Consider the following 23,970-nt stretch of genomic DNA (forward strand, 5'->3'; position numbering starts at 1 on the left):
CATGGCTCTCACTTCACTCAAGGCCCGTGTGATCGCCGCGACTTCGGAGCAGCCGACCGTCGAGTCCGTGGCGGTCGCTGTGCCGGAGCAGTCGGCGGGTGACCAGCTCCACACCACGGCGCAGGGCGAGGGCGGCACCCTGGCCGACACCGCGCTGACATGGCTGGAGCGGTACGAGTTCGACTTCACCGCGGCTCTGCCGTCGCACATCAGCGTGAAGGCGTTCCTGTCCGCTGTGCGGGATGCGCTGCCGGGGCTGGTCCGTTGCTCTCCGGCGTCGCTCCGTCAGGCGCTGCTGACCTGCGCCCGGTTCGGTTTGATCCCGGACGGGCGTCACGCGGTGATCAAGCGCGAGGGCAAGACGGCCGTCTTCGTGCCGATGGCTCAGGGCTACGTGGACCTGATGTACCGATCCGGCCGGGTCGGGTCGATCCACGTCGGGATGGTCCACCAGGCCGACGAGTGGTCGTGGGCGCCGACTAACCCGGCGCCCGAGGACTTCGTGCACCGGCCGAACGTGACGGTGCCGAAGGCGGAGCGGGGCCCGGTGGTCCTCGCGTATGCGTTCGCGTGGCTGGAGTCGGGTGCCCGGTCGCAGGTCATCGTGCTGACGCGGGAGGACGCGGAGGAGATCCGCGACGAGTACAGCCAGGCGTACCAGCGGGCGAAGGAGACCGGTGCCGACGACAGCTTCTGGCACACGGACTTCAACAAGATGTGGGCCAAGTCGGCCCTGCGCCGCCTGCACAAGGTGGTCCCGATGTCCGCCGAGCTCGTCGCCCTGTTGAAGGCCGACGACGCCGGGGACGCCGGCGAGGTCCAGGTGGTCCACGCCCCGGTTGAGGAAACCGCCCTCCTGGCGGAGGCCGAGGAGCAGCACGCGCGGGCCGAGGACTCGCAGGCCCCCGAGGAGGCGCGGCCCCGCCCGCTGCTCCGTAAGCGGTCGCGGACGCAGCCGAAGCGGCGGTCCTCTCGTGCGGCCCGTAAGAGCGCACGCCGGTGATCCATCGCCTGTTCGCCCCGACGGCGCGGGTCTTCCCGTGCCGTCGGTGGCGGTCCCCGGCCGACCGGATGTTCCGGGTCGGCCCGCTGTGGGCGTGGTGCCCGGCCGAGGCCCGCATGACGCCCCACCAGCTCGATGCCGGATCGCGTTGCTGCCGGTCCTGTAAGACGACCACGAAGACCGAGGTGAACAGCCATGGTTGTTGAGCCCTTCGAGCCGCTGTACGTGCGGCCCGCACAACAGGACTGTCCTCGCTGCCAGTGCTGTACGGCGGCGCTGTGCGAGCGGGGCCGGTACAGCATGCGCCGGTGCGTCGGGCACGTCAGCGACGTGCTGCGCGGCACGGTCGCCGAGTGTGTGTGCTCGGCGACCGCGACGGCGGGTACCGCGGCCTGGATGCTGGAGCGGGTGCGGATCACCCGTATTGCCCGGGAGGCTCCGGTTCGTGAGGACGCGACGATCCTCCTGCGGGCCTTGGTGGCCGGTGACGCGGCGCAGGCGTGGCCGGACACGGTGCAGCAGCTCACGGTGCAGCAGCTCACGGTGCGGAACCTCGCCGAGATCGTCGACGAGATGCCGAAGGCCACCGTGCGGGGCCGGAAGTACCTGTCGGCGGTGGACGATATCCGGGTGGCGTCGCCGATCCGTGTGGTCGACGTCAACACGAAGAGGCGCCTGGCACAGGTCGAGGTGTCGGCATGGCAGGCGGATGAGCGGGTGCCGGTCCTCCTGGACCAGCTCACCACCGACACGGGCATCCCCGCCGAGGGGCTGACCCTTCGGTGGCTGGAGGCCGACGCGAACGTCGAGGCCAAGTCCGTGGATGAGCTGGTGCTGACCGCGTTCCGCCCGATGGGTCCGACGCCCCCGAAGTGGACGGCTGTGGGCGGTGACGTCTCGTGATGGGGCTGAGCTGGACGCCGGTGCGGGTGCTGGCCGCGACGGACTGCGGGCGTACGGACTGCTGTGGTGCCCCTGCGCACGCGTGGGTGCGGGTCGAAGCGTGGTCGCCCAGGCGGGCGTTCCTGACGAGCGCCGTGCCGTTCGTCAGGGCTGCCGGGGTGCCTCATGGTGAGCTGGCCGGCCGGGCCTTCTTGGCCGAGCTGGACGTCGCGGCGCCGCCTGGGAACACGGACACGGGCGGGGAGCGGCTGGAGTGGCCGGGTCTCCAGGTCGCGCCGTCGATCCCGGAGCAGTCCGTGGGGACGCCGACGGTGCAGATGACCGCCTCGACGCTGATGCCCGCTGGCGGCCCGGAGATGGACCAGGAGCGGGCTCGTCGTCTCGCGCGGGCGCTCGCTCCGGGGGCCCTGTCGGTGAAGACGCTCGTCATCCCGCGGACTCCGCCGGGGAAGCTACGGCCGAGGCACACGAAGGACGGGCACACGTACAAGGCCGACGGGGACGAGGAGGCCGCGACCGCCCTGTACCTGCGGCGGGCCTTCCGGCAGCCGTGGGGCGGGAACCTCGCGCTGGGTGCCGTGTTCTTTCGCCCGAACCGGCAGCGGATCGACGGCGACAACCTCCTCAAGCACATCTTGGACGCCGGAAACCAGATCGCCTGGCATGACGACGCGCAGATCACCGCGTCGTACCCGGTGATCGAGCTGGACCGGAAAAGCCCGCGGACTGTCCTGGTCGTGGCACGGCATGTGTCGTCGCTTGACCGGTCGGACGTGGGGGCGAAGCGCCCACGTGGCCGGAAGGGCCGGTGAGGGCGTGTGTACGGGGATACGTGGGTCCGCGGCGTCGACCTGGTCGCGGTCGAGCGCGCTGCCTCGCTCCGGGGGGTGTGCCCCGAACTCCGGGACGTCGAGGTGCTGCACGCCATCCGGGTCATGACGAAGCAGGGCGCCAGCGAGAAAGCCATCGCGAAGCGGCTCGGGCTGTCGGCGAAGACCGTGATGCGGCGGCGCGCGGACATGGGGCTGATGACGTGACCGGCCCGCCGGTCTCATCGTCGGCGTCGGCCGGTGTCCCGCCCTCCCGGACACCGTCCGGACATGTCTCCGGACTGTCCGGACCGAGGACCATCCCTTCTCTCTCAAGCCCCTGATCTGCACGGACGCCGTCCGGACACTGTCCGGACGGCCTGACAAGGAGCAAGCTGTGCCGTTCCCCCGCCCGGCAGACCGGGCCCCCGACAACCTTTCCCGGCCCCCTCATTGGTCCTCGGACGCCCTGTGCAAGGGCGAGGTCACCGAGCTGTGGTACCTGACTCCGGGGGCGTCCGCCAGCTATGCGAAGTCGATCTGCTGGCGGTGCACCGTCCGGTCCGAGTGCCTGACGGACGCCTTGGAGCGCAGCGAGCCCTTCGGGGTGTGGGGCGGGCTGGACGAGCGTGAGCGGAGGGCCCTCCTCGCGGACGCCCGCCGGGCGGCGCAGAAGCAGTGTGAGCGCGAGCAGGAGAAGGCCTCCAGTGGCGTCGCGTCGTAAGGCCGCCGTAGCACCTGCCCGGCCCGATCCCCGCCTGCTACCCGCTGGCGGTGTCCTCCTGGACTGGTCGTCGCCGGAGCACTGGGACGGCCGGGAACAGCGCCCGTGCCGACACTGCGGGAACGTCACGCACCTGCGTGACGACCGCGGTCGTCCAGCGGACAAGGTCTGTGCCGAGGGGGCGCTGGCCGAAGTCAGCCAGGTCGTCCAGGCGTACGGCGCGCAGGGGCTGTTGTGACCGGGCGGGCGTGGGCAATGAGCCCCGGCGTCGTCGCGGTCTGGTCGAGAGCGGGCGTCCACGCCGCGCGCACCGGCGATGACGGCCTGGCCGCCGAGGTCGCGGCCCGGGTCGCTGCCGTGGGCGGCTTCCTCGACCTGGCCCCGGTCTGCCGGTGCGTCGCCGACGTAGCAGTCCGTGCGCTGTCTGTGCTGCACGAGCCGCCTGATGCGGCCCGAGGTCAGGTGTGGGTCCTCGATGGCCAAGACACCGCCCCGGACCGGCTGTTCGCCGTACGCCTCGTCACTGCCGCCGCGAACCGCGACGACGCCATGGTCACCGCGCTCGTCGCGGCATTGGCCGAGGCATCCGAGACCGAGCGCGCCCAGTCGCTTCGGTCGCTGATCACCTATGCGGCTGGGGTCCACGCCCAGGCCGCCCACTACCGAACGGAAGGAACCGAATCATGAGCACGACCGATGAGCCGGGCGCGCAGGAGCGCAAGCGCGGAGCGCGGGATCCGCAGAAGCGGCGGCCGCGACGGAACGAGGCAGAGCGGGTTGTGCTGAGCGCCGCCATGGCGAAGGCGTACGACGTGGACAGGCTCACGATCCGTGAGGTGGCGGAGACATTCGACGTGTCGTACGGCCATGCCCGGAAGCTGCTGCTGGAGGCGAAGGTCAAGCTGCGTTCGAAGCGGGGGACTCGCCCGCCCGCCGCGAAGAAGGCGTGGCGGCGATGAGTGAGGGTGAGCGGATCTCCCGGTCGGTAGCGGGGGCGTTCCTCGCGGCGGCCGTGGCCGCCGCGTTGATGGCCGGATGCGCGAAGCCGGACGACACCCGGCCGTGTGAGCGGTACGACCGGTTCGACCTCATCGCGGTGGCGAAGCCGGGGCCGCCTCCGGCTCCTCGGCCGCCGGCACCCGCGGTGAAGCCCCCGGCGCCGGTCCAGAGAGTGCCGTCGCTGCAGAAGCCGAAGCCCGCCGCCCCGGCCCCGGCTCCGGGTGGCCCCCGCCTCGACGTCCCGGATGTTCCGGGCGCGCCGGGGGCGACTGCCCGGCAGCCGGCCCCGACCCCTTCCCCCAGCAAGACGCAGAAGCGCCGTCACCACGACGCCGACCTCTGCGACGACTGACCACCAGGAGCAGCAGCACATGGGCCTCCTTGCCCGACTTCTTCTCGGTGCCGCCTGCGGCACCCTCACTTCCGGCGTCACGTACGCCATCACGACGGATCAGCCGTGGTGGTGGGCCGTCGGCCTGACCGTGGCTGTGCTGATCTGGTTCGGCGAGCTGATCTGGGACGTGTTCTCGTGACCGCGGCCACGAAGACGCGGGTGCGGCTCCAGGGCGCTGCCCGCGAGGCGATGGCCGCGACGCTCGTGAAGGGCTACGCCAAGGCGTCGGCCCGGGAGTTGGCAGCGCGGCACGGGCTGTCGCTCGGGTTGACGCAGGCGCTCCTCCGTGAGGGCGGGGCGACGATCCGGCCGTCGGGCACTACCCGGGTTCCGGGCCGTCCGTGGCCGCCGTCGGTCCCGCATCGGAAGCCGGCCCCGATGACGGAGGGGCGGCTCGACCTGATCCTCGACGTCGCGGGGCGGTACGACGACGGCGCCACGGTCCGCGAGCTCGTCACCACCCACGGCGTGGCGTTCGGCACCATCCAGCGACTCCTCCGCGACGGCGGGGTCCAGATGCGACCCCGCAACGCCCGGCAGTCCCTGACCTCCTGCTACTGACCACCCCTCAGCCCAAGCCGCCCCACCGAACTGGTGGGGCGGCACGGGCACTTCACGGAAGGACCTCAGATGCGCCCGAGGACTCTGTGCGTGGACTGCCGACGGCCTGTGCTCTGGACGAGGACCGATGCGGGGAAGCAGCTCGCTGTCGACCCCGAGCCGGATCCTGCCGGGAATACCGCGGTGCATCGCGATGGGCTCGGCGTCACGAGGTCGAGGCGGCCTACGGAGGAGCTGCCGAAGGCCCCGTGGGAAAAAATCCACATCCCGCACGTCGCGACGTGCCCAGCCCGGAAGCTGGAGCAGACCCCGGCCAGACCCGGGACGCTCCCGGCCGGTGTCTCGGACCTCACGGCTTTCCGGCGGACTCGAGGACGTCCGTGACCAGGACCAGGGCGCACGAAGTAGGCCGCCCCGGTCCGGGGCGGCCTACGCGGGCGGCCGGCCGCGTCCTTGAGGCGGTACAGCGCGGTCGAGCGGTCGGTGAGAGCGGGCACTTACGTGCTCCTTCGTCAATCGGACTGCGCGCCCATCAGCCGCCGTGCCTCCTCGACGAACTCAGGAGTGACGAGGCAGATACGCCGACGCCCGCGCACGGTCAGCGCGGTGATGGTGTCCCGCTCCCTGGCGTCCTCGATCAGCGTCGTGAGCTGAGGCCGGGCGTGCGTGAGTGGGAGTTCCTGGATGCCGTCGTCGGCGAGCACGGGCTTAGGGGCAGCGGTCATGGCCAGAGTGTAACTCCTGGCCTGTTTCACCACTATGGTGATACTTGCCAAAGTTTAAAGATCGCGGGAGGGTGGCCCCAACGGACGGGCATAAGCGCCCGCCCTGCCTGACCCCCATCGCCCGATGCACGACCGAGAAGAGACGACGTGAGGATTCGGCGCTCGCGGCTCACCCGGGATTTCCTCCAGGTGCCGAACGCGACCGTGCGGGACGGCCGCTTGAGTCACATGGCTCGCGGCATTCTCGTCGACATCCTCAGCCGCCCTGATGGCTGGGAGACCACCGCCGATGACATGTGGCGTGAGTCGATGAGACGGCTCGGCAAGGCGAGCCCTGGTCGGCGAGCGTTCCGGGCCGCCTTTGCTGAGCTGAAGGCGTTCGGCTACATGGCGTCGGAGCATGCCGCACTGGAGGACGGGCAGCACGGCACGGTTCTGACGGTCCGTGACATTCCCGCAGGTCACGCCGACGTGCCACACGCTGGTACGTCGGGCTCACCTGCACAGACGGGTATCTCCGCAGGTCGCGCCGACGTACCGCCGTGTGGCACGTCGGGCTCACCTGCGGAGTTGGATGAAACCGCAGGTGAGCCCGACGTACCACACGCTGGTACGCCTAATAGAAAACGGTCAGTTAAGAAAACGGGAGAAGAGAAGAAGGCGTGTGGGCCTGACGCCGTAGGCAAAAGTGCAGGTGGCTTCGACCCTGCGGATATCCAGGACGGCGCGGCTGTCGAACGCGGCCAGGCCGATGGCGGCTCCGCCGCGTCAGAACCGAACTCCCTCCCCACCCAGCGCAAGAGGTCCCCTCGACCGGCGACGGCGAAGACCCGGCCCCGCAAGCAGTCGCCCGGGTTCGACCTGGTGCGGGCCGCGATCCCGGCCGAGGTAGCCCGCCCCGGCACGCAGCTCTACCCCGGCCTGCGCCGGGCCATCGAGGACCTGCTGACCGGCGGCAAGGGCATCCCGGCCCGGACGCCGGAGCAGGTCGTCGCCAGGGTCAACCGGAGGTGGTTCGGAGAGAAGGCCGACGAGCGGTCGGCCGCCGACTACCGCGGCTGCGCCCGGTGTACAGCTTCCGGATGCGACGCCCCACGGCACTCGCCCGACGCCCCTGACGGCTGCGACCGGATCAAGAACCGGAACTCGTGGCTTGCCGCTGCGATCCTCGGCCAGGACTGCCTCGACGCGGGGTGCGAGGACGGCTGGATCATCGGCGGCGACCGGTGCCAGGTCTGCGAGCGGCGGGCCGCCGAGCGCCGCCGGGCAGCCAAGGCCGCCGCGGAAGCCGCCGCCCGGTGGGAAGCCGAGATCGAGGCGAACAGGACGGTCAGCGCCGCCCAGGCTGCCGTCGCCGCCTGGACCAGCGTGGAAACCGCAGAAGACCGCCGCGTCCGGCAGATCCTCGCCGAGACCGGCATGTACGGGGTGCTTCTCGATCACCGGGTGCACCAGCACATGACCGGCTGGCGGACCAAGCACCCCCGGCCTAGCCCCGAACCGGGGCCGACGACCCCGCCGAGGCCCGTCCAGGGGGCGTTCTTGATCCCCATGCCCAGCGACTCCCCCGGCACCCCCCAGGAGCCCCAGAACGACTCACGGCGCCGCACACAGGCGCACACCGAACAAAAGGCGGTGAATAGCGCATGAACCCCGACTTCTTGCCCGCGATCGGATCGTCGCTGCGGGCCCTGTGCGGATACGTCGACCGGCACGGCGTCGACGACCAGACCCTTACCGAGCTGGCGGCCGAGATCGAGCGGGCCCGCACGGCGGTCGCCGGTGCCCGCGCCGCCCGCCGGGCGAACCGGTGCACCCGGCACCCGAGCAGCCCGCACGACCCGACCGCCGCAAACGGCTGCCTGTTCTGCGGGTCCTCCCAGCGGCGGCCGGCCCGCCCGATCCCCGAAGGCGTCGAACCGGTCACCGTGCTCCAGCTCCTCGATGAGCACGGCGAGGAAGCGGCGATCCAGACCTACGGCCCGCAGGCCGTCGCCCGCGCGATGTACCTGCGAGGCCGCACCGCCACCACCGAGCAGCGGTACAGCAACCCGCCCGTACCGCACGTACCGCACACCGAAGGAGACCACTGAAATGCCCGCGCTTGCACGCGCCCGCCTCACCGAGATCCGCGACTTGGTCGCCGACCTCGTCACGCACCGGGCGGCTCCGCCTGACGACGTCGCCCCGCTGCTCGCCCGCTGCGAGAAGGCATTGGTCGACGTCCTCGGTGACCGTGACGACCTGGTCGCCGAACTCGGCACCGTCGCCGAAGAGCTGGCCACGTGGACAGGGAGCCTGCGATGACGTACCTCGTGACCCGCGACCCCGTCACCGGCCTGCGCCGGGGGCCCTTCCGCTGGCCCGACGGCATCCCGCCCGAGTCCTGGGGCTGTCGCTGGTGCGGCATCTCCTATCGGCAGCACCGTGGCCGCGTGAGCGCCGCCGTCGGCTGGCACCCCTGGGCGCAGCCGACCCCGGGCCAGGTCTTCGCCCGCATGATGGCCCGCCGGCGGGCCCGCATCCGGGCCGCCGCCGAGTCCCGCCGCCTCGACCCGGGTTACGCGTGGGTCGTCCACACCGGGACGAACACCCCGCCCGCCCGCTGCGACGCGATGAACCACAACAGCGTCGGCAGCGAGCGGTTCTGCGAGCTCGACGAGGGCCACGGCCCCGGCGAGGACCACGACGCCGGCGACATCACGTGGCCCTGCGAGGACTGACCCCCTCGGCGGCCCGGCACCACCCGCCGGGCCGCCCCAACCCCAGCCGAGAGGAACCCCGTTGACGACCCCGAGCTACCAGACACGCGACGAGCTGCGCGCCTTCCTGCGGCTCTGCCTCACCCCAGGGCACGGCCGCGAAAAGCGGTCCGTGGAGACCCTGGCCAGGCTCATGCACCCGTGGCTCCTCGACGATATCGCCGAGTACGCCCCGCACCTCATGCAGCTCCGCACCGCGGCGGACACCGCCCAGGCCAACTACCTGACGGCCCTGGAGACGTGGATCACCGCCGAGACGATCGAGCCGCCCGCCGAGGACACCCCGCGGTGAGCCGCCGCCTCGACGACAAGCAGCGGCCGGCCGTCGCCGAGCACGCCTCCCTCGCAAGCATCCGGACCCTGCTCCAGGCCGAGCGAGAGGAGCGCAGCCGATGCGACTTCCGGATCGCGTGGCTGGAGGAGCTACTGGACCACCGCCTGGACCAGGTCGCCGCCGGAACCTGGCCCGTCCCCGCCGACCCGGAGCAGCCGGCCCCGGATCTCTGCCCGCAGAACCTGCGAGGTGACCGGGCCGTCCCACAACTGCACCACTACCCGCCCGGCAGCGACCAGTGCGCGTTCTGCACCGGCCGCACGTACGTCTTCAACGCCCGCTCGGTGAACCGGATATGGAAGCACGCCCACGACGACGCCGGTCGAACCCTCTGCACGTCAGGCCTCAAGGCCACCAACCCGATGCCCGACGACGAGGCCGCCCGGCTGCCCTTGTGCTCCGGGTGCCGAGCCGCCCTCACCGAGGAGCCGACATCATGACCGCCACCGCGGCCCGCCGCAGCCCCGTCCCGTACTTCGGTGCCAAGAACAGTGCCGCCCCGTGGATCACATCGCTGCTGCCCTCTCACCGGCACTACGTAGAGCCCTACTGCGGTGGCCTGTCCGTCCTCCTCGCCAAGGCTCCGTCTGTGATGGAGACCGTGAACGACCTGGACGGCGACCTCATGACGTTCTGGAGGGTTCTGCGCGACCGCCCGTCCGACCTCATCCGGGCCTGTGCGCTCACCCCGCACAGCCGGACCGAACTCGCGGCCGCGTACGAGCCTGCCGACCCGGGGGACGAGCTGGAGCTGGCCCGCCGCGTCTGGTGCCGCCTCGCGCAGGGCCGCACCGGGACGTTGCGGACGACCGGGTGGCGGCACTACATCGACCCCGCCGGGTCCGCCACCGGGATGCCCGGCTACATGGCCGCCTACGTTGATCGGCTCGCTGCCGCAGCCGAGCGCCTTCACCACGTCTCTCTGGAGTCCCTGCCCGCCCTCGACCTGATCGCGAAGTACGGAAAGGCCCCCGACGTCCTGCTGTACGTCGACCCGCCGTACCTCGGCTCCACCCGCGCGTGGGCCAACTACCGGCACGAGATGCGCAGCGAGGGCTCGCACCGAGAGCTGGCATCCGCGCTCACCGCCTGCAAGGCATCGGTCTTGCTTTCCGGCTACGACAGCCCGCTGTACGACGAGCTGTACGCCGGGTGGCACCGCGTTGAGCAGAAGGCCGCGACAGGCAACGCCAGGGCATCCCGAGGCCGCACCGAAGTGCTCTGGTCCAACCGCTCGTTGACGAGCCGACCCGGCCTCTTCGATCCAGAGCTGACGCTGTGACCGCCCGGCAGGTCCGCGCCGACGGCCGCAAGGACGGATGGACCACCACCCCCGCGGCCTCGGGCCGCCTCCTCGACCACTGCCCCACCTGCACCCACACCCCGAAGGGAAGCCGATGACCCTCGACCACCTGATCGACGCCCTGTGCGCCCCTAACCAGGCGCTCGTCCTCCCGCGCGGCTTCACCGCCCCGCACAGCTACCGCGGCTTCTTCGACGAGCTGGCCTTCGAGCCCACGGAGGGCGTCTCCGTCGGAGCGATGCTCGGTGACGCCTGGTCGGCGCGCGGCGAGACGTTCACCGGCTACAAGGGCGGCGAGTACACGATGACCGGCGACACCCCGTGCTGGCTTGCCCTGCACGGCTCGAACGGCGGCGAGGAGATCACTCCGGAGCTGCTGGCCCGCATGATTGCCGCAGGGACGCTGCCCACCACCCCGGCGACCGCCTGATGACCGGCACCTGGCCTGACCTGGGCCCCATCGACAAGGGCTATTACGCGGTCCTCGACCCGCAGGACCCGGCCACGATGACGTACTGGCGGCGCGCGATCACCGCGAAGGTCGACGCCCTCAAGCCGTGGCCGGCGAAGGCGTGGTGGGGGCCGCCCGTGCCCCGCCGCGCGGACGTCCCCACCGACATGGTCGCCCGGGACCGGTTCGTCGCCGCCTGGTCCGAGACCCGCCGCGTCTACCTCACCGACGTCGTCGCGGCGCTCACCGCGGACCCGACCGCCGCAGGACACCGCTTCACCGAGTGGAACACCCGCTGCTGCCAGTGCGCCCGGGTCCTCCACGACGCCCTGTCGAAGGCGTACGGCATCGGCCCCGAGTGCCGCAAGCACCTGAGCGCCGACGTCCTCGCCCGCTACTACACACCCGAGGTCGCCCGCGCGCACGCCGAGCACCTGACGCCGAACACGAAGACCTGACCCCGTGACCACCCGCAGTGCACGCACCGGCACGGTCCCCTCTCGTCGCAACCGAGAGGGGACCGGCCGGTCCCACCCTCCCATCCGGGACAACCAGGCCGCGGCCCGGCTCCGCGCACTCCTCGACTACATCGACCGCGGGCTGCCGCTCGCAGAACTGGAGATCACCCCATGAGCACCACCGAGCCCCGCGCCGCCGTCATCGCAGAACTCAAAGACGCCGGCTGGTGCCGCGAGGACCGCCACCATTTCCCGCTGCTGAAGCACGAGTCGGGCATCTGCTGGGACGTTCTCACCGAGGCCGGGGGCTGTGCACTCGACCTGCTCGACGGCTCCTCGACCACGTTCAGCCGGGCCACCCCGGACCAGGTCGTCATCGCTGCGTGCCTCGCCTCGACCGGCCAGCTCGACCCCACCGTCGACCGCGCCCACCTGGAGGAGCGCGCCTCGTGGCTCGGCTGGCTGGAGCGGGCTGGCCTCGACAACTGGCCCGGCGTCGACGAGGCCCGCCGGATGCGCGCCGACGCCGAAGCGGACCGCAACGCATGACCGCCCCCACCAGGCGCGCCCACTTCCTTGAGGCGGCCGACGCGATTACCCGACTCCAGGACGAGATGGACGAGGAGATCCGCACCGAGTACGGCGAGCTGGATCGGGACACCGAGGTCGAGGGAGCCGCGACCCGGCGGATGGCCGCCATGCTCCGCGAGCAGGCCGACGCCCCCGCGGACCCGGGCCGGGCCGGTGACGCCTCGTGACCCTGTCCCTGACGATCCACTGCGACCGCTCCGGGCCCACGAGCACCTGCGCCCGGTTCCTCCCGACCGGCACCGACGACGAGGCCGCCGCGTACGTCTACGCCGCCCACCAGGGCTGGGACGTCCGCGGCGGCGTCCGCGGCGACTTCTGCCCAGCCCACGCCCACCGGTCCACCTTCGCAGCCGAGCCAGCCCGCATCCTCCACACCCGAACGGAGCCGACGTGAGCACCACGGTCACGCCCCTGCTGGACGCGGAGACCCGTACCGCGGCCACCGTGGTCCTCCTCGCCGAGACCGCGACCGCTCAAGAGCGCGCCGCCCTTGCCCGCGTCTGCCTGCGGGCCGGGTTCATGTGGCGCTGCCACCCCTGCAAGGAGAACCACTTCCTCACCACTGGTACCTGCGGCTGCGGCGCCGAGCGCCCGGCCGGACTCGACTGACAACCGTGCTCCCTGCCCCCGCTGGACCCGGGGGCGGGGAGCGCACCCCCGAATCGCACCGTACGACCGGAAGGACATCGCGACCGATGCCAACGCCCGCCCAGGACCTCGTCCTCACCGCCCTCGCCCGAGGCGTCGCCGGTGACCAGCCCGGCGGCCTCAAGCTGCTGGAGCCGGGCGTCGCCGCCGGGCCCGCCTCGACGTACGAGCTGCTCGGCCTCCTCGCGGAGACCACGTTGCAGCCAGCCACCTCCGTGAACGGCCCGGGATGCCGCTACCAGGTCGAGGTCGACGACCCGGCCGGGCTCGCCGGACTCCCCAACCTCCAGTTCGCCGCCCGGTTCATCGCCGCGTGGGTCAGCGGCGACCAGGCCGAGGCCACCGCCCTATTCCGGGCAGCCGACCGAGCGCCGCGCACCACCGGCGGGGACGACGTCCTGACGGACTCGATCATCGCGGTGTTCGCGTTCGCCGTCGCTGCTGCCGAGCACATCGTCCACCAGCAGAACCGCCCCCGGACCGAGCGGAGCGCCCCGTGACCCCTGTACGCGTCTTCATGTTCACCGTGTACGCCGTGGCGTACTGCTTCGCCGTCTACGCGGGCGCTGTCGCCGTCGAACAGGACCAAGTCCTTAACAGCGCCGTTCCGTTCGGTGCGGCGGCCGTCATGCTCGTCGCGATCCGGCGGGAAGTCGCCCACGCTGTCCTCCTCGTCCGGACCGTCACGGCGGTCCGGCACGGGCTGCCGCTCCCCGGCCGGGCCGACCGATGAGGGCCTACACCCGGGCGGACCTCCCGGCCGCACTCACCCACTCCGTCGTCGTCGCGCTTGGCGGCTACGGCTGGGCCGCCGAGACCGGCACGAACCAGATCGTGGTCCCGCTCGACGACCGCGCCCGCGGCCTCCCCGAACAGGTCGCTAAGGGAGAGGACCTGTACGTGCTGTGGACCGGCCCCCACCCCGAATGGCACTGGGGGACCGCCCACCCCTTCGCCCCGGCCGGTGGGCGCACGGCCCAGCTCCTCGCCTACCCGGCCGGCGACCCGGCGACGGTCACCGCGCAGATCCTCCGGGTCCTGCGCACCGGTCGCGCCCTCCCCTGACCGAAAGGACCACCATGGAGCTGCGCACCCCACCGCCCTACGACGAGCACTGGCAGGGCCTGGAGCTGGCCGCCGACGCCACCCACCGCTATCTCGTCATCGAACAGGGCTGGAATCTCCGCCTGATCGCCGTCCCCGCAGGGGAGGCCGCCGGGTTCTATGACTTCGGGTGGTGCTACCCGCGCGACCACCCGGCCGTCGCGGCGTCCGTTGCCGCCTGGGACCCCGAACGCCAGGACGAGCCCACCGGGTGGCACAAGCGCCCCACCGGCGCCCGCCGAGCGCCCTGCCTGGACCAGGAACCCGAGTACAACCGGCCGCGCTGCGCCCACGGCTGCTACCTCGACGAAGGGTGTCGAACCCTGAACTGCCGCGACGAGATCGAACACCTGCGCAGGGTCTCAGCGGGGCGGGCCTGAACCGCCTACCATCCCCCGGCACCGCGCGCAGGTCCCGGCCGCGCGCGGTGCCCGCACCCCCAACGCGAAGGGACCCCGCTCATGACCCAGGCGCCCGCGCCCGACCAGGCCGCCGCTCTCCCACCGTTCTCCGGCGACGACGTCGAATGCGTGAAGTGCTCGTATACGGAGGCGTTCACGAGGTACCGGCCTGCCAGCTGGTGCCTGGAGGAGCACAACGGCCGACCCCGCACCGGGCCGCTCCCCGAGCGCCTGGAACGGGCCTGCGCCCGGTGCGACTTCACATGGGACGAGGCCCTGTTTGCTCCGCTCCACGAGAAGCCGCTCATCCCCGCCGACGCCCACCCGTCGACCACAGGCCTCGCGGCAGCCGGGGGTGAGGCATGACCGACGTCATCCACCACGCCCCGCTCACGGCCCTCCACCTCGCCCCCGTCGACGGAAGCGCCCCGCAGCACTTCGACGCCGGGCACGGCCTGTCCCTCACAATCGGGCTCCGCAGCCAAGACGACCCCGACGCCCCGCCGGGCGTCGCCACGCTGAGCATCGACACGCACCCGCCCGGCTTCGACGACGCGGGGGAGAGCCCGCTCGGCCCCGCGCTCGACACCTTGCGGAAGGTCTTCGCGCTCGGCCCCTGCCGCCTCGACGGCTGGTTCACCACCACCGACGGCACCACGTGGCACAAGGTGACCGTGCCGCGAGTCGACTGGAGTCAGACCGCCGTGCTCTACGCCGAGCTGGTCAACATGGACGAGAGCCTGGTCGACGACGCGCCGCCGGTCGTCCGGCTGTCCCTCCAGCGGGGAGACACCCGCCCCCCGGTCGACGGCAGGTACTTCACGGTGGGTCCCGACACAGGCCCGCCGCCCGCCGCGGCCATGGCCCGGGAGGCGCTCACGTGACCGGCCCGGACAGTGCCCCCACGTGTCCGGACACTGTCCGGGACAACCTGAGGACAACCCGGACGCCCGCACCCCGGCAGGAGCACGCACCTGCCCCGACCAGCGCGGACACCGCCCGGACGCGTCCGGACAACCCGGGCGAGGACAGTCCGGACAGTGTCCGCGTCGAGTACCGGGCCCGCGTCCCCCGGCGCCTCCTCGGCGCGGCCATCGCCGACGCCTTCGGCACCATCGAACGGGCCAAGGCCGCCGCCCGCCCCCACGCTCCTGGGCCCATGCGCATTCCGACCTTGTTCGTCCGCGACACCACGACCCCGTACGTCGCCCCGGTCGTCACCCCCGGCTGCGAGTGGGTCATCGACGGCGAGGGCACCCCCACCCGGATGTGGAACGGCATGTGCACGCGCCTCGACGACCGAGGGCACTGGTGGGTGCGCCGCACGGTCCGCCCTGGCGGCCAGGCGCCAGCCGGCTACGTCGCCGCCGACACCGACCCGGCCACCGGCATCACCTACGGGTGGCAGCCCGCCGACCGGTCCCGCTGGCGGGATGTCCTCACCGAGGCACTCGCCAACACCCCCTGCAACCGGGCCAGCACCTACGAGCTGGTCGGCCCCCTCGTGGGGCGGAACCCGGACGACTACCAGGCGCACATCCTGTTAGCCCACGGCTGGGCCCCGTTCAACATCCGCAAAGACCTCGCCACCTCGCCCCGCGGCTGCATCAGCCTCCACCAATGGCTTCACGCCCGCCGCTACGAGGGCATCGTCTGGCATCACCCCGATGGCCGCATGGCCAAGCTCAAGGCCGCAGACTTCCCCACCGCGAGGACACCATGACCCCCGAGCAGGCCAGCGCCCAGGCCGCCCCCGTGCTGTCCTCCCGCCTCGTCCGCAACCGAGGCTTGACCCCGGACGAAGCGCTCCTCGCCGTCCTCCAGCGGCGGCGCGGCGACACCGGCCCGCACATCCATCTCGCCGCCGAGGAGGTGAACGCCCTCGTCGAAGAGGTCGCCGCCCCGATCAGAGAGTTCGCCGCCGCCATGGCACCCGCGGTCGAGGCCGCCTGCACCGCGATTCGCGAGCTGCTCAGCTCCCTGCAACTCCCGCCGGCCCACCAGCCCGTGAAGAACCGCCGCGACCGCCCGGCGTGGGCCAGCCCGTACGGCCCGCCGCCGCGCGCCCGCCGCAGGGAGCCGCAACGTGCGGGATGACGACGTGAGTCCGCCGATCTTCACACCGTGCGACGCCGTCAGGATTACCCCGTACGCCAACGAAGGGCTCCCCGACCGCGACCAGACGACCACGTACCGGTTCGAGGACCCGATCATCCTCGTCTACCAGCACCGCACGTGGCTGCCGCCCCTCGGCACTCTCGGAGCGGTCGACCGGTTCCTCCCTCCCCTGGTCGGATTCACCACCGCCCTCGACCACGACGTAACGGACACTGTGAACGCCCTCGCCCAGGCGCTCCAGAAGCGCCCCCTGAGGGTCTACGCCGTCGAGATGTGGTCCCGCTCCACCAGCTGGCGATACCTGCTCATCCCGGTCTGGCGGCACCTCGACTGCCCCGACCACAACCTCATCGACCCAGGTCCACCCGGACACGCCACGCACACCGTCGGCGAAGCCCTCGCCGCCCACGAGTCCACCCCCTGGCCGCGCCTCTCCCCCGAGGAGCACCCCCTCGACATCAACCCGGGCGTGAACATGATCCTGACGACCACCGACACCGAACCGCCCCCACAGATGCCGACCAACCTCCCCGGATACCCCCGGACACCGACCGGAACACGCCCCTGAACAGCCCGGACACCGTCCGGACACGACAACGGCCCCCTCTCCGTACGACACGGAGAGAGGGCCGCCGACGTACCGGCCCGAAGGTGGTCACCAGCCCCGGCGGCGGTTCCACCGGCTGATGTACATCGCGTACGCGATGTTCCCGAGCCCCGCCGTGAACAAGAACAGCCACAGGTGAACCCAGAAGGACTGGCGCCTGCGCCCCGCCCTTCCGAACCCGCCCGCGACGGCCGACGCCGACGCCGAGGACGCCACGTTGATGGTGATGTTCGGCTGCCCGGCCCCCTGGGCGGCGGGCTGCTGGTCGGGTGCTGTCGTCATGACGCGTCGAGTCCTCTGTGCGAGCGGCGGGTGCCCGCGCACGGTAAGCGCCAGGCCCCCCGCCGCGGCACGGAACGGGCCCCCGTCACCCAGAAGGGTCGGCTTTCGGCAAAAGCCCACCGGCCGCCCCACCACGCCTGGCTCAGGTCTCCGGCCCAGCCCACACGTCCGGGCCGCCGCCCCGCCACTCGATGATCGGCAACCGTGCGACCTCCGCCTCGTCCACGCCCTCCAGACCTGCACGGCGCAGGAACTCGACCAGGTCGCGGAGGCCGTGGGCCAGGCCGAGGATCGTCCCATCGACCCGGACCCGACGCCCGCCCGATGGGCTCGGCGGGGACACGATCACACGGAGAGCGGCCATGCCTCCACGCTGCGGGACGAGGGGATACACCGCATCCGGAGCTGTCCGGACGCGAGTCCGGCGGGCAGCGGACAAGCCCCTGAGCGGCGCGGACAGCGCCCGGACACCCTGACGACCCCCTCCGCGAGCACGGAAAGGGGGCCGTCGTGCTGCACCCGTGCGGCGGGCTCGTCACGCAGACCCGGCCATCACTTCCCGGGTTGCCCTTCGGTGGACTCCTCGATGGCAGCCTTCGCGGCAGCGTCCTGCTGCGCCTTCTTCCTTTGGCGGGCAGCACCGCTGATGCCGCTGCCGATCTGCTGGGCGCGGGTGAAGTGCACCCCCATCAAGTCCCCGAGCTCCTGCCAGGTCCTTCCCTTGCCCTTGAGCTTCTTGACGCGCTCCTGCCTGGCCTCTCGCAGCTTCGGGCTGCTATCCCCCCAGTACTTCAAGGCCGCGCTGATCGCTTCGGCGCACTCGGCGTCGTCCTCGATGGCGATCAACGCCTCAACAGCATCCACGAGCCGCCTGACCTCCTCCGGTAGCTGTTCCGTCACTCCGTAAGTCCCTCCTGGGGAGCGGACACGGAACAGATTAGACCCCGGGTCTTGCGCGAGTCTAGACCCGGGGTCTAACGTGTCTTCCGCGAGGTCCGCTCTCGCTGATCTCGTACCTACAAGCCGGCCCCGGTCGGGGCGTCTCAAACACCGGCCGGGGCCGCGACAGACACCTGCCTCTAACAGGAGCTGACGCATGCCCAAGACTACTGATCAGAACTTGGCGGGGGCCATGTCCCTCGACGAGCCCACCGCGGCGGTTCTCGTCGCGGTCGCCGAGCACTTTCGTTCCGTCCGCCCGACCGATGCCCTTGAGTGCACTGACCTGCTGGTGTGCGTGGGCGCGGAGGCGTACAACTTCGTCGGCCGTCGCCTCGACGGCAGCAGCGCCCTCCTCGCGGAGGCCGCCCTCGCAGCGATGCCGCACATGTTCGGCGGGATCACCCGGGGCGAGGCCGTGTTCCACGTCCGGGCCACCGTGGTGGCGGCCGGCCACGACTGGCCCGACGGCGACAACGACCCGGCAATCCCTCGCATCCCCGGTATCCCCGGGCAGCGCAGCCCGCAGGCTGCTGCGGTCGAGGTGGAGCCGTACGGCTCGCTGACGTGCTGCGGGCGGCCGATGGGCCGTCAGGGCACGCAGTGGGTGTGCGGCGTCTGCGGGAGTTGGGTGGACCTCGGGCTCTCCAGTCTCGGCATCACCTCCGGCTCGGCCGAGGGGGCGTCGGTCTGATGGATGGGACGACGCACCCGGAGGAGGACCACGGCGCTTCGGCCGCCGAGATCCTGCGGCGCGCCCAGGCGGACCGTCGGGCGCAGACCGAGAAGGACCGTGCGCGCGGGGGTGGCAACTGATGAGCGCCTTCGGATGGCTCAACGGCCGGAACGACCGCCAGCTGGCGGAGACGGCGTACGCGGGCCGGGAGTCCGCGAGTGCCCGCGCAGCCCGGCTGCGCCGCGCCAACCACAAGATCCGCGTCAACCGGGACGGCGACAAGGCGGGCACCGAGCCGCGCCGCCGCTTCGGCTGGACGTAACCCCAGGCAGGACCGGGCTCGCCCTCCTCCCTCCGGGGGGCGGGCTTGGTCTGCGCATGTCCACCAGACAGGAAAGTTCATGGACCAGGCCCCGGAGCAGCAGCCCCGCATCGAAGGCGTGAAGTACCGGAAGGTCACCCGGAGTCGCCCGGTGACGACCGTGATCGACGGCATCCCCTCGACCCGGAACGAGGAGTACGAGGGGTGGGAGCCGGTCCCCCCGCGAGAGTGGGACGAGCTGATCCTGCGCGGTGTCACCGGCATCGCGGTGTCCTTCACCGCCATCGCGGTGATCGGCGGCACGGCCAGCCTGGGCGGGCTCCTCGGCCCGCTCGTCCCGACCGTCATCGCGTACGGCATGGGCAGCGTGTTCGCCGTGGCGTGGATGTTCTGCCTGGCGATCGAGTGGCTGAACCGGACCGCCCCTGACCGGGCCCGTCCCGCGAAGATCGCCGGTTGGTTCTTCCTGTTCCTGAGCATGGGTGCCATCGCGACGTATGGGAACACCTTGAACCATTCGTGGGCTGGGGTGTTCGGCGGGTTCGTCGACCTGGTTGCGAAGGGCTCGTGGTGGCTGCTGCTTCGTGAGTACGCGGTCCCGCTCGACGCGGGTGTCGCGCACTGGGTCGACGAGCAGGAGCAGAAGCTTGCCGGGCGTGCCCTCCTCGCGGGCCGGGTCCGTCGTCTCAATCGGCGCGCCGCGTACCAGAGGGCCGTGGGCGGCGCGGAGTTCCAGGCCGCCGACGCGATCCTCGGCCGCGCCGAGGCTGCGCGCCAGCTTCCCCAGGCTGCGGCCGAGCCCGCTCCGGTGCCTGCCCCTGCCCCTGCACCTGCAACCGCAACCGCAGTGGTCATCCCTCCCGAGCCGCCCGTTCCCCCGGCCACGCCCGCTCCGGTCGCCCCGCGCTCTCAACCCGAAAGTTCAGTCCCTTCAGCCCCTCCGGTTCCGCCGGGCGCGCCTCGCGACGAGGTCGACGAGCAGCAGGAGGAGCCAGCCGTCGAGCCGGTCGCTCAGATCACCCGCCCGGGCATCGCCGCGATCTGCCGGAAGGGAATCGCGGCCGACGCCAAAGTCACGGACGCGGCACTCCTTGCCGCCGTGCTCGCAGCCGGCCACCCCGCCAAGCAAAACCTCTCCGACACCGTTCGCCGCAGCGCTCTGCGCATCGACCCGAACCGGAGGGCGTCATGACGGACTGCGCCCCGGACCCCAATGTCTCCGACGTCATCGCCCAGGGCGAGCAGGACCTCGCAGCTCTCCAGGCCGACGTCCCCGCCGAGGTGGACCTTGGCGACGTCATCGCCCAGGGCGAGCAGGACCTCGCAGCTCTCCAGGCCGACGTCCCCGCCGAGGTGGACCTCGGCGACGTCATCGCCCACGCCGAGCAGGACCTCGCCGACACCGCGGACGACCGGGACCGCCTCTCAGACGACCCCCCAGAACTGGAAGACCCGTGACTCTGTTCGTCGTTCTCGCCGTAGCCGCCGCTGTCGCCTGGTATTTCCAGGGCCAGCAGCGGCCCGGCGCGGGCTCTTCGGCCGCCGCTGAGGCCCGCCGCCTCCGCACTCCGCTGGTGCGCCTCGCCGACCTGGTCGGCATCGAGACCAAGGCCGGTAGCCGCGCTACCCGTCTCGACGCCGGAGCTGCAGGGGAGCAGGCGACCGCTGTCCTCCTGCGTTCCCTCACCAGCCAGGGCTGGATCGTCCTCCACGACCGGGCGCTCCCCTACGGAAAGGCCAACGTCGACCACCTGGTGATCTCGCCCTCGGGGAAGGTCTTCATCCTCGACTCGAAGCTGTGGTCGAGCCGCTTCTTCGTCTACACGAAAAGCGGCCGCCTGTGGCATGGCCAGATCGACGTCGACGACCGCCTCGACGGGCTGCGCTACGAGTCCTGCACCGTCGCGAACGTCCTGGGCATCCCTGTCTTCCCCGTCGTCGTGATGCACGGGGCGCCGATGAACCAGGTCTCGCTGTCGGTCGGCAACATCCGGATCGTCCCCGCGGACTTCGCGACCGCCCGCCTCCGGGTCACCTCCCGCCACCCGGGCCACCGCCTGTCGCAGGCCGCCGTCGCGGCCCGCGCGAAGCGGCTCCTGCCGTCGTACGGGGGTAAGGGCTGATGGCCGGGACGCGTGACGCGGATGCTCTGCTCGCGGACATCGACGCGCTGCTCTCCGAGGTCGCCGACCAGGGGGCCGCCCCGGCGCCGGACCCGACCCCCGCCCCCGCTCCGGCCCCCGCGGCGGCCAAGGGCGACACCTGGGAAGAGATCACGGCCCCCCGCCCGGAGTCCGACCGGAAACGGACCATCCGCCGCGGGGGCTGGCAGCCGCGCGACCTCCCGGAAACGCTCCAGCCAAAGCCGTCCCCCGCACCCACCCCGGCGACGGGCCCGGAGCCCGAGCCCGTCGCCGAGCGGAAGGAGGCGCTGGACGAACTCGACCGCCTCCTGAGCCTGCTCGCCCCGCTCGACGCTCCTCCCGCGGGCAGCAGCGGCGTCGAGCCCACCTCCGACGACGACAGCGACGGCGATCCCCCGGACCCTGCCGACGCCCCGCTCGCTCCCGCACCCTCCCCGGCGCGCGTGATCGCGACGGCCGTCGGGGAATGGCGACTTCCGCCCAGGCTCGGCGGGCGCCGCTGGCTCGACGTCTTGGGCTACAACGCGCTGGCCATCATCGCCGGGCTGCTGGTCGGCTTCACCCAGGGCGCGTACATCACCCTCGACACGATGTCGGTCAACCCCGACGCGCTCGCCGGAATCACCATCAGCGCCGCCATCGCTGCCCTGATGGTCCGCCCCACCTGGAAGACGTGCGCCATCCTCGGTGCCGCCCTGGTCGTCGTGTTCATCGTGCAGCTGCTCAGCCTCTCCGTGTGCGCCGGCCTCCTCGCAGTCCTCGTCACCTGGGGCCTGGACCAGCGAGCCCGCACCATCCGCCAGCCCCTGGCGCTGGTCGCCCGTGCCCTCTTCCTCGCCATGACCCTTGCCCTGTGCGCACTGACCTGGACGACTGTCGTCCCCGCCCTCACCGGAGCCACCCAGTGAACCCCGCAACCGCCATCAACGTCAGCACCCTCGCGATCGTCCTCGTCCTCTTCATCCTGCATGTCAGGACGTTCATCAAGGGCGGGAAAGACCCCAAGGTCCTTCTGTCGGGCATCGGCGGCATGATCTCCGGCTCGTCCCTCGCCATGTGCGTCGGCGGCGCCCTCGGCGTCGTCGCTACCTGGATCGCAGGCACCACCAACGCGGCCTCGGTCGTCGCCCCGTGGGCCACCGGCACCGGAGACCGCGCGCTCGCCTCCGGCGCCCCCCGGGGCCTCACGATGGACGGCGGCCTCGTGGTCCTGGCCGTCGGCGTCCTCTCCTGGGTCTGCATCCGCGAGGCCGGAAAGAAGGAGCGGATCCGCCAGATCGGCGGGGTGATCTGCGGGGTGTGTCTCACGTACACCGCCGGGTTCGGCGGGCTCGTGAATTCCACCCTGATCCCGCTCTACAACGGGATCGGCGCCGAGTCCGTCTCGTTCGTGGAGAACCTGGGATGAGCAAGACCGCACACCTCCTCGACCTGGCCCACCGCAGCCTGCACACCGGCGCGCACCGTCTCCACCGCGGTCACCAGGCACTCATGGAGACCGCCGCCGCGTACCGGCTGCCGACCAACCCGAAATCCCGTCAGCCCGAGAAGCCCGAGAAGCCCGCCGGGCCCGAGGACCCCGACAGTGAGGCCGAGGCCGGCGCCGAGCCCGAGACCAGCGGGGCCAAGACGGACAAGGAGACGAAGAAGAAGGCCGGGAAGAAGGCTTCGAAGAGGATCTCCGCGAAGGGCCGGAAGACCTCCGCGAAGGGCCAGAAGGCTTCCGCCAACGAGAAGGAGGCGGAGGCGGAGGCGGAGGACGAGAGGCATCCACTCCGCCCCGGCCCCCGCCGGGCGACCCGCGCCGTCGGCAGGTGGGTGACCGAGGGCGACGGCGGGTGGGACACCCTCCTGCGGCTCGGCGTGGTCCTCCTCGCCTTCCTCCTCGTCGCCTACTTCACCGGCCCGTTCATCGAAGAAACCCCGCTTCCAGTCGCCGTGCTGCTGCCCGTCGCGGTAGTCCTGTACGACTCCTCCCCCCGCGCTAGTTTGCTCCTGGGAACAGCTCTCGCCGCCTTCACTCTCGATCAGGTCTGGGCGGCACTCGGCGTGGTCCTCCTAGTCGGAGCGGCCTTCGCGCCCGTCTTGGTGGCCCTGCTGGTGCTCGCCCTGACCGCCTCCGCGATCCACCCGGCACTGATGTGGCCGGTCGTCCTCCTGTGGGGCATCGCCACATGGCGGGCCGGGGCCCTCCCCGAAGAGGTCGAGGAAGAGGACGTCGGCGACCACCACCAGGAGGAGGCCGAGGAGGAGGCCGAGGAGCCCGCCGAGATCCACCCGCTCGTACTGCTCTGCGCGGTCCTCACCGGCAATGAGAAAGGCGTCCACCTCAACGCCGTCGTGAAGGCCCTCCGGGCGAACGGATCCACCACCATTGAGAAGCCTGGGCAACTGCGCCCCTTCCTTCTCGCCCAGGGGGTCGCAGTGAAGGACTCCGTCCGGGCCCCCAAATGGGCCACCCCAGGGGGCCCCAAGGGGACCACCAGCGGGGTCTATCGAGAGGACCTGGAGCGCGTCATCGGGCCCCTCTCCGACCTCCTGGCCCGGACCGGCCGCGATCCTGTAGCTACAGCCGTAGCAGCAGCTCTGACCTGCGATGTAGCGAGTTCCGCTACAGCCGTAGCGACCTCGTAGCGGCCCCTGTAGCGGCACCCTTCCGGGGCGGATTCGCAAAACCAGCCCCGCCGGGCCCCCGCACCCCGTACACGTAGA

Annotated in this window: 46 protein-coding genes; 42 read left to right on the forward strand and 4 right to left on the reverse strand. The window is 71.7% G+C overall.

Going from position 1 to position 23,970, the window contains the following annotated elements; translation table 11 throughout:
- Position 1 precedes the first annotated feature (1 nt).
- The 10 genes from A6A29_RS33640 (at position 2) to A6A29_RS33685 (ending at position 5,393) form a co-directional block, all read left to right on the forward strand.
- Positions 2-1,003, forward strand: a complete 1,002-nt coding sequence (locus tag A6A29_RS33640) for a recombinase RecT (protein WP_073726082.1) — start codon at positions 2-4, stop codon at positions 1,001-1,003.
- 195 nt (positions 1,004-1,198) lie between these two features.
- Positions 1,199-1,906 (forward strand): hypothetical protein, encoded by a 708-nt coding sequence (locus tag A6A29_RS33645; protein WP_143197125.1) that lies wholly within the window; start codon positions 1,199-1,201, stop codon positions 1,904-1,906.
- On the forward strand, positions 1,906-2,718 hold the full coding sequence (locus A6A29_RS33650) for a RusA family crossover junction endodeoxyribonuclease (RefSeq protein WP_241838763.1): 813 nt from the start codon (positions 1,906-1,908) through the stop codon (positions 2,716-2,718). Before A6A29_RS33645 ends, A6A29_RS33650 begins: the two co-directional genes overlap by 1 nt.
- A gap of 6 nt (positions 2,719-2,724) precedes the next feature.
- The gene (locus A6A29_RS33655) at positions 2,725-2,943 is read left to right on the forward strand and encodes a hypothetical protein (RefSeq protein ID WP_073726088.1); all 219 of its coding nucleotides are present in this window, start codon (positions 2,725-2,727) and stop codon (positions 2,941-2,943) included.
- A 169-nt stretch (positions 2,944-3,112) separates the two neighbouring features.
- A complete protein-coding gene (locus A6A29_RS33660) occupies positions 3,113-3,439 on the forward strand; it encodes a WhiB family transcriptional regulator (RefSeq protein ID WP_198953466.1) in 327 nt (108 codons plus the stop codon).
- Between the two features lie 255 nt (positions 3,440-3,694).
- Complete coding sequence (locus A6A29_RS33670) at positions 3,695-4,126, forward strand: hypothetical protein (protein WP_073726090.1); 432 nt, start codon at positions 3,695-3,697, stop codon at positions 4,124-4,126.
- Complete coding sequence (locus tag A6A29_RS33675) at positions 4,123-4,398, forward strand: helix-turn-helix domain-containing protein (protein WP_073726092.1); 276 nt, start codon at positions 4,123-4,125, stop codon at positions 4,396-4,398. Before A6A29_RS33670 ends, A6A29_RS33675 begins: the two co-directional genes overlap by 4 nt.
- Positions 4,395-4,790 carry a hypothetical protein gene (locus A6A29_RS33680; RefSeq protein WP_143197126.1) on the forward strand — a complete coding sequence of 132 codons (396 nt, stop codon included), beginning with the start codon at positions 4,395-4,397 and terminating at the stop codon, positions 4,788-4,790. The genes A6A29_RS33675 and A6A29_RS33680 overlap by 4 nt, the downstream gene beginning before the upstream one ends.
- A gap of 19 nt (positions 4,791-4,809) precedes the next feature.
- Entirely contained in the window at positions 4,810-4,971 is a 162-nt protein-coding gene (locus tag A6A29_RS45535) for a hypothetical protein (RefSeq protein WP_158074494.1), read from the forward strand.
- The gene (locus tag A6A29_RS33685; protein WP_073726096.1) at positions 4,968-5,393 is read left to right on the forward strand and encodes a helix-turn-helix domain-containing protein; all 426 of its coding nucleotides are present in this window, start codon (positions 4,968-4,970) and stop codon (positions 5,391-5,393) included. The genes A6A29_RS45535 and A6A29_RS33685 overlap by 4 nt, the downstream gene beginning before the upstream one ends.
- A gap of 512 nt (positions 5,394-5,905) precedes the next feature.
- Here A6A29_RS33685 and A6A29_RS33695 read toward each other — a convergent pair.
- Positions 5,906-6,118, reverse strand: a complete 213-nt coding sequence (locus tag A6A29_RS33695) for a hypothetical protein (RefSeq protein WP_143197127.1) — start codon at positions 6,116-6,118, stop codon at positions 5,906-5,908.
- 864 nt (positions 6,119-6,982) lie between these two features.
- Here A6A29_RS33695 and A6A29_RS33700 point away from each other — a divergent pair.
- The 23 genes from A6A29_RS33700 (at position 6,983) to A6A29_RS33805 (ending at position 16,856) form a co-directional block, all read left to right on the forward strand.
- On the forward strand, positions 6,983-7,768 hold the full coding sequence (locus tag A6A29_RS33700; RefSeq protein ID WP_073726102.1) for a hypothetical protein: 786 nt from the start codon (positions 6,983-6,985) through the stop codon (positions 7,766-7,768).
- Positions 7,765-8,211 carry a hypothetical protein gene (locus A6A29_RS33705; protein WP_073726104.1) on the forward strand — a complete coding sequence of 149 codons (447 nt, stop codon included), beginning with the start codon at positions 7,765-7,767 and terminating at the stop codon, positions 8,209-8,211. The genes A6A29_RS33700 and A6A29_RS33705 overlap by 4 nt, the downstream gene beginning before the upstream one ends.
- A gap of 1 nt (position 8,212) precedes the next feature.
- On the forward strand, positions 8,213-8,425 hold the full coding sequence (locus tag A6A29_RS33710) for a hypothetical protein (RefSeq protein ID WP_073726106.1): 213 nt from the start codon (positions 8,213-8,215) through the stop codon (positions 8,423-8,425).
- Positions 8,422-8,841 carry a hypothetical protein gene (locus A6A29_RS33715; RefSeq protein WP_073726108.1) on the forward strand — a complete coding sequence of 140 codons (420 nt, stop codon included), beginning with the start codon at positions 8,422-8,424 and terminating at the stop codon, positions 8,839-8,841. Before A6A29_RS33710 ends, A6A29_RS33715 begins: the two co-directional genes overlap by 4 nt.
- Positions 8,842-8,902: 61 nt before the next feature.
- Complete coding sequence (locus tag A6A29_RS46020; RefSeq protein ID WP_073726110.1) at positions 8,903-9,172, forward strand: hypothetical protein; 270 nt, start codon at positions 8,903-8,905, stop codon at positions 9,170-9,172.
- Positions 9,169-9,654 carry a hypothetical protein gene (locus A6A29_RS33725; protein ID WP_073726112.1) on the forward strand — a complete coding sequence of 162 codons (486 nt, stop codon included), beginning with the start codon at positions 9,169-9,171 and terminating at the stop codon, positions 9,652-9,654. The genes A6A29_RS46020 and A6A29_RS33725 overlap by 4 nt, the downstream gene beginning before the upstream one ends.
- Positions 9,651-10,496, forward strand: coding sequence for a DNA adenine methylase (locus A6A29_RS33730; RefSeq protein WP_073726114.1), 846 nt, complete (start codon positions 9,651-9,653; stop codon positions 10,494-10,496). The genes A6A29_RS33725 and A6A29_RS33730 overlap by 4 nt, the downstream gene beginning before the upstream one ends.
- A gap of 115 nt (positions 10,497-10,611) precedes the next feature.
- Complete coding sequence (locus A6A29_RS33735) at positions 10,612-10,947, forward strand: hypothetical protein (RefSeq protein WP_073726116.1); 336 nt, start codon at positions 10,612-10,614, stop codon at positions 10,945-10,947.
- On the forward strand, positions 10,947-11,426 hold the full coding sequence (locus A6A29_RS33740; protein ID WP_073726118.1) for a DUF6011 domain-containing protein: 480 nt from the start codon (positions 10,947-10,949) through the stop codon (positions 11,424-11,426). The genes A6A29_RS33735 and A6A29_RS33740 overlap by 1 nt, the downstream gene beginning before the upstream one ends.
- A 4-nt stretch (positions 11,427-11,430) precedes the next feature.
- Positions 11,431-11,601, forward strand: a complete 171-nt coding sequence (locus A6A29_RS45540; protein WP_158074495.1) for a hypothetical protein — start codon at positions 11,431-11,433, stop codon at positions 11,599-11,601.
- Complete coding sequence (locus A6A29_RS33745; protein ID WP_073726120.1) at positions 11,598-11,975, forward strand: hypothetical protein; 378 nt, start codon at positions 11,598-11,600, stop codon at positions 11,973-11,975. Before A6A29_RS45540 ends, A6A29_RS33745 begins: the two co-directional genes overlap by 4 nt.
- On the forward strand, positions 11,972-12,184 hold the full coding sequence (locus tag A6A29_RS33750; protein ID WP_073726123.1) for a hypothetical protein: 213 nt from the start codon (positions 11,972-11,974) through the stop codon (positions 12,182-12,184). The genes A6A29_RS33745 and A6A29_RS33750 overlap by 4 nt, the downstream gene beginning before the upstream one ends.
- Complete coding sequence (locus tag A6A29_RS33755) at positions 12,181-12,411, forward strand: hypothetical protein (RefSeq protein ID WP_073726125.1); 231 nt, start codon at positions 12,181-12,183, stop codon at positions 12,409-12,411. The genes A6A29_RS33750 and A6A29_RS33755 overlap by 4 nt, the downstream gene beginning before the upstream one ends.
- Entirely contained in the window at positions 12,408-12,626 is a 219-nt protein-coding gene (locus A6A29_RS33760) for a hypothetical protein (RefSeq protein WP_073726127.1), read from the forward strand. Before A6A29_RS33755 ends, A6A29_RS33760 begins: the two co-directional genes overlap by 4 nt.
- Positions 12,627-12,712: 86 nt before the next feature.
- Positions 12,713-13,165 (forward strand): hypothetical protein, encoded by a 453-nt coding sequence (locus A6A29_RS45545; protein WP_073726129.1) that lies wholly within the window; start codon positions 12,713-12,715, stop codon positions 13,163-13,165.
- The gene (locus A6A29_RS45550) at positions 13,162-13,398 is read left to right on the forward strand and encodes a hypothetical protein (protein WP_073726131.1); all 237 of its coding nucleotides are present in this window, start codon (positions 13,162-13,164) and stop codon (positions 13,396-13,398) included. Before A6A29_RS45545 ends, A6A29_RS45550 begins: the two co-directional genes overlap by 4 nt.
- On the forward strand, positions 13,395-13,730 hold the full coding sequence (locus A6A29_RS33775; protein ID WP_073726133.1) for a hypothetical protein: 336 nt from the start codon (positions 13,395-13,397) through the stop codon (positions 13,728-13,730). The genes A6A29_RS45550 and A6A29_RS33775 overlap by 4 nt, the downstream gene beginning before the upstream one ends.
- Before the next feature lie 14 nt (positions 13,731-13,744).
- Positions 13,745-14,149 (forward strand): hypothetical protein, encoded by a 405-nt coding sequence (locus A6A29_RS33780; RefSeq protein WP_073726135.1) that lies wholly within the window; start codon positions 13,745-13,747, stop codon positions 14,147-14,149.
- Between the two features lie 81 nt (positions 14,150-14,230).
- Entirely contained in the window at positions 14,231-14,536 is a 306-nt protein-coding gene (locus A6A29_RS33785) for a hypothetical protein (protein WP_073726137.1), read from the forward strand.
- Positions 14,533-15,054: a hypothetical protein gene (locus A6A29_RS33790; protein WP_073726139.1), complete on the forward strand. Its 522-nt coding sequence runs from the start codon at positions 14,533-14,535 to the stop codon at positions 15,052-15,054. The genes A6A29_RS33785 and A6A29_RS33790 overlap by 4 nt, the downstream gene beginning before the upstream one ends.
- On the forward strand, positions 15,051-15,893 hold the full coding sequence (locus A6A29_RS33795) for a hypothetical protein (protein ID WP_241838754.1): 843 nt from the start codon (positions 15,051-15,053) through the stop codon (positions 15,891-15,893). Before A6A29_RS33790 ends, A6A29_RS33795 begins: the two co-directional genes overlap by 4 nt.
- Complete coding sequence (locus A6A29_RS33800; protein ID WP_073726141.1) at positions 15,890-16,267, forward strand: hypothetical protein; 378 nt, start codon at positions 15,890-15,892, stop codon at positions 16,265-16,267. Before A6A29_RS33795 ends, A6A29_RS33800 begins: the two co-directional genes overlap by 4 nt.
- A complete protein-coding gene (locus A6A29_RS33805) occupies positions 16,257-16,856 on the forward strand; it encodes a hypothetical protein (RefSeq protein ID WP_073726143.1) in 600 nt (199 codons plus the stop codon). Before A6A29_RS33800 ends, A6A29_RS33805 begins: the two co-directional genes overlap by 11 nt.
- Before the next feature lie 87 nt (positions 16,857-16,943).
- Here A6A29_RS33805 and A6A29_RS33810 read toward each other — a convergent pair whose 3' ends face one another.
- From A6A29_RS33810 to A6A29_RS33820, 3 genes are all read right to left on the reverse strand, one after another.
- Positions 16,944-17,177: a hypothetical protein gene (locus A6A29_RS33810; protein WP_073726146.1), complete on the reverse strand. Its 234-nt coding sequence runs from the start codon at positions 17,175-17,177 to the stop codon at positions 16,944-16,946.
- Positions 17,178-17,319: 142 nt separating this feature from the next.
- Entirely contained in the window at positions 17,320-17,541 is a 222-nt protein-coding gene (locus tag A6A29_RS33815) for a hypothetical protein (RefSeq protein ID WP_073726148.1), read from the reverse strand.
- A gap of 188 nt (positions 17,542-17,729) precedes the next feature.
- Positions 17,730-18,077, reverse strand: a complete 348-nt coding sequence (locus tag A6A29_RS33820) for a hypothetical protein (RefSeq protein WP_073726150.1) — start codon at positions 18,075-18,077, stop codon at positions 17,730-17,732.
- Between the two features lie 196 nt (positions 18,078-18,273).
- Here A6A29_RS33820 and A6A29_RS33825 point away from each other — a divergent pair, with 196 nt between their 5' ends.
- From A6A29_RS33825 to A6A29_RS33860, 9 genes are all read left to right on the forward strand, one after another.
- On the forward strand, positions 18,274-18,810 hold the full coding sequence (locus A6A29_RS33825) for a hypothetical protein (RefSeq protein ID WP_073726152.1): 537 nt from the start codon (positions 18,274-18,276) through the stop codon (positions 18,808-18,810).
- A complete protein-coding gene (locus A6A29_RS47700; RefSeq protein ID WP_274535851.1) occupies positions 18,810-18,932 on the forward strand; it encodes a hypothetical protein in 123 nt (40 codons plus the stop codon). The genes A6A29_RS33825 and A6A29_RS47700 overlap by 1 nt, the downstream gene beginning before the upstream one ends.
- Positions 18,932-19,114 (forward strand): hypothetical protein, encoded by a 183-nt coding sequence (locus tag A6A29_RS33830; protein WP_073726154.1) that lies wholly within the window; start codon positions 18,932-18,934, stop codon positions 19,112-19,114. Before A6A29_RS47700 ends, A6A29_RS33830 begins: the two co-directional genes overlap by 1 nt.
- Positions 19,115-19,193: 79 nt before the next feature.
- Entirely contained in the window at positions 19,194-20,306 is a 1,113-nt protein-coding gene (locus tag A6A29_RS33835; protein WP_073726156.1) for a hypothetical protein, read from the forward strand.
- On the forward strand, positions 20,303-20,572 hold the full coding sequence (locus A6A29_RS33840; protein WP_073726158.1) for a hypothetical protein: 270 nt from the start codon (positions 20,303-20,305) through the stop codon (positions 20,570-20,572). The genes A6A29_RS33835 and A6A29_RS33840 overlap by 4 nt, the downstream gene beginning before the upstream one ends.
- Complete coding sequence (locus tag A6A29_RS33845) at positions 20,569-21,237, forward strand: nuclease-related domain-containing protein (protein WP_073726160.1); 669 nt, start codon at positions 20,569-20,571, stop codon at positions 21,235-21,237. Before A6A29_RS33840 ends, A6A29_RS33845 begins: the two co-directional genes overlap by 4 nt.
- Positions 21,237-22,166 carry a hypothetical protein gene (locus A6A29_RS33850; protein ID WP_073726162.1) on the forward strand — a complete coding sequence of 310 codons (930 nt, stop codon included), beginning with the start codon at positions 21,237-21,239 and terminating at the stop codon, positions 22,164-22,166. Before A6A29_RS33845 ends, A6A29_RS33850 begins: the two co-directional genes overlap by 1 nt.
- Entirely contained in the window at positions 22,163-22,666 is a 504-nt protein-coding gene (locus A6A29_RS33855) for a hypothetical protein (RefSeq protein WP_073726164.1), read from the forward strand. The genes A6A29_RS33850 and A6A29_RS33855 overlap by 4 nt, the downstream gene beginning before the upstream one ends.
- Positions 22,663-23,892, forward strand: coding sequence for a hypothetical protein (locus A6A29_RS33860; protein ID WP_073726166.1), 1,230 nt, complete (start codon positions 22,663-22,665; stop codon positions 23,890-23,892). Before A6A29_RS33855 ends, A6A29_RS33860 begins: the two co-directional genes overlap by 4 nt.
- The last annotated feature ends 78 nt before the right edge of the window (positions 23,893-23,970 follow it).

Origin of the sequence: Streptomyces sp. TSRI0281, from assembly GCF_001905125.1 — a bacterium.
In the GTDB taxonomy this organism is placed as follows: Bacteria; Actinomycetota; Actinomycetes; order Streptomycetales; family Streptomycetaceae; genus Streptomyces.

Bases quoted from the DNA above. Each gene is read 5' to 3' on its own strand.
- A6A29_RS33640 (WP_073726082.1), top strand. From the start codon at position 2: ATGGCTCTCACTTCACTCAAGGCCCGTGTGATCGCCGCGACTTCGGAG.
- A6A29_RS33645 (WP_143197125.1), top strand. From the start codon at position 1,199: ATGGTTGTTGAGCCCTTCGAGCCGCTGTACGTGCGGCCCGCACAACAG.
- A6A29_RS33650 (WP_241838763.1), top strand. From the start codon at position 1,906: ATGGGGCTGAGCTGGACGCCGGTGCGGGTGCTGGCCGCGACGGACTGC.
- A6A29_RS33670 (WP_073726090.1), top strand. From the start codon at position 3,695: ATGAGCCCCGGCGTCGTCGCGGTCTGGTCGAGAGCGGGCGTCCACGCC.
- A6A29_RS33675 (WP_073726092.1), top strand. From the start codon at position 4,123: ATGAGCACGACCGATGAGCCGGGCGCGCAGGAGCGCAAGCGCGGAGCG.
- A6A29_RS33680 (WP_143197126.1), top strand. From the start codon at position 4,395: ATGAGTGAGGGTGAGCGGATCTCCCGGTCGGTAGCGGGGGCGTTCCTC.
- A6A29_RS45535 (WP_158074494.1), top strand. From the start codon at position 4,810: ATGGGCCTCCTTGCCCGACTTCTTCTCGGTGCCGCCTGCGGCACCCTC.
- A6A29_RS33695 (WP_143197127.1), bottom strand. From the start codon at position 6,118: ATGACCGCTGCCCCTAAGCCCGTGCTCGCCGACGACGGCATCCAGGAA.
- A6A29_RS33705 (WP_073726104.1), top strand. From the start codon at position 7,765: ATGAACCCCGACTTCTTGCCCGCGATCGGATCGTCGCTGCGGGCCCTG.
- A6A29_RS33710 (WP_073726106.1), top strand. From the start codon at position 8,213: ATGCCCGCGCTTGCACGCGCCCGCCTCACCGAGATCCGCGACTTGGTC.
- A6A29_RS33715 (WP_073726108.1), top strand. From the start codon at position 8,422: ATGACGTACCTCGTGACCCGCGACCCCGTCACCGGCCTGCGCCGGGGG.
- A6A29_RS33730 (WP_073726114.1), top strand. From the start codon at position 9,651: ATGACCGCCACCGCGGCCCGCCGCAGCCCCGTCCCGTACTTCGGTGCC.
- A6A29_RS33735 (WP_073726116.1), top strand. From the start codon at position 10,612: ATGACCCTCGACCACCTGATCGACGCCCTGTGCGCCCCTAACCAGGCG.
- A6A29_RS33740 (WP_073726118.1), top strand. From the start codon at position 10,947: ATGACCGGCACCTGGCCTGACCTGGGCCCCATCGACAAGGGCTATTAC.
- A6A29_RS33745 (WP_073726120.1), top strand. From the start codon at position 11,598: ATGAGCACCACCGAGCCCCGCGCCGCCGTCATCGCAGAACTCAAAGAC.
- A6A29_RS33750 (WP_073726123.1), top strand. From the start codon at position 11,972: ATGACCGCCCCCACCAGGCGCGCCCACTTCCTTGAGGCGGCCGACGCG.
- A6A29_RS45545 (WP_073726129.1), top strand. From the start codon at position 12,713: ATGCCAACGCCCGCCCAGGACCTCGTCCTCACCGCCCTCGCCCGAGGC.
- A6A29_RS33775 (WP_073726133.1), top strand. From the start codon at position 13,395: ATGAGGGCCTACACCCGGGCGGACCTCCCGGCCGCACTCACCCACTCC.
- A6A29_RS33780 (WP_073726135.1), top strand. From the start codon at position 13,745: ATGGAGCTGCGCACCCCACCGCCCTACGACGAGCACTGGCAGGGCCTG.
- A6A29_RS33785 (WP_073726137.1), top strand. From the start codon at position 14,231: ATGACCCAGGCGCCCGCGCCCGACCAGGCCGCCGCTCTCCCACCGTTC.
- A6A29_RS33790 (WP_073726139.1), top strand. From the start codon at position 14,533: ATGACCGACGTCATCCACCACGCCCCGCTCACGGCCCTCCACCTCGCC.
- A6A29_RS33800 (WP_073726141.1), top strand. From the start codon at position 15,890: ATGACCCCCGAGCAGGCCAGCGCCCAGGCCGCCCCCGTGCTGTCCTCC.
- A6A29_RS33810 (WP_073726146.1), bottom strand. From the start codon at position 17,177: ATGACGACAGCACCCGACCAGCAGCCCGCCGCCCAGGGGGCCGGGCAG.
- A6A29_RS33815 (WP_073726148.1), bottom strand. From the start codon at position 17,541: ATGGCCGCTCTCCGTGTGATCGTGTCCCCGCCGAGCCCATCGGGCGGG.
- A6A29_RS33825 (WP_073726152.1), top strand. From the start codon at position 18,274: ATGCCCAAGACTACTGATCAGAACTTGGCGGGGGCCATGTCCCTCGAC.
- A6A29_RS47700 (WP_274535851.1), top strand. From the start codon at position 18,810: ATGGATGGGACGACGCACCCGGAGGAGGACCACGGCGCTTCGGCCGCC.
- A6A29_RS33830 (WP_073726154.1), top strand. From the start codon at position 18,932: ATGAGCGCCTTCGGATGGCTCAACGGCCGGAACGACCGCCAGCTGGCG.
- A6A29_RS33835 (WP_073726156.1), top strand. From the start codon at position 19,194: ATGGACCAGGCCCCGGAGCAGCAGCCCCGCATCGAAGGCGTGAAGTAC.
- A6A29_RS33840 (WP_073726158.1), top strand. From the start codon at position 20,303: ATGACGGACTGCGCCCCGGACCCCAATGTCTCCGACGTCATCGCCCAG.
- A6A29_RS33850 (WP_073726162.1), top strand. From the start codon at position 21,237: ATGGCCGGGACGCGTGACGCGGATGCTCTGCTCGCGGACATCGACGCG.
- A6A29_RS33860 (WP_073726166.1), top strand. From the start codon at position 22,663: ATGAGCAAGACCGCACACCTCCTCGACCTGGCCCACCGCAGCCTGCAC.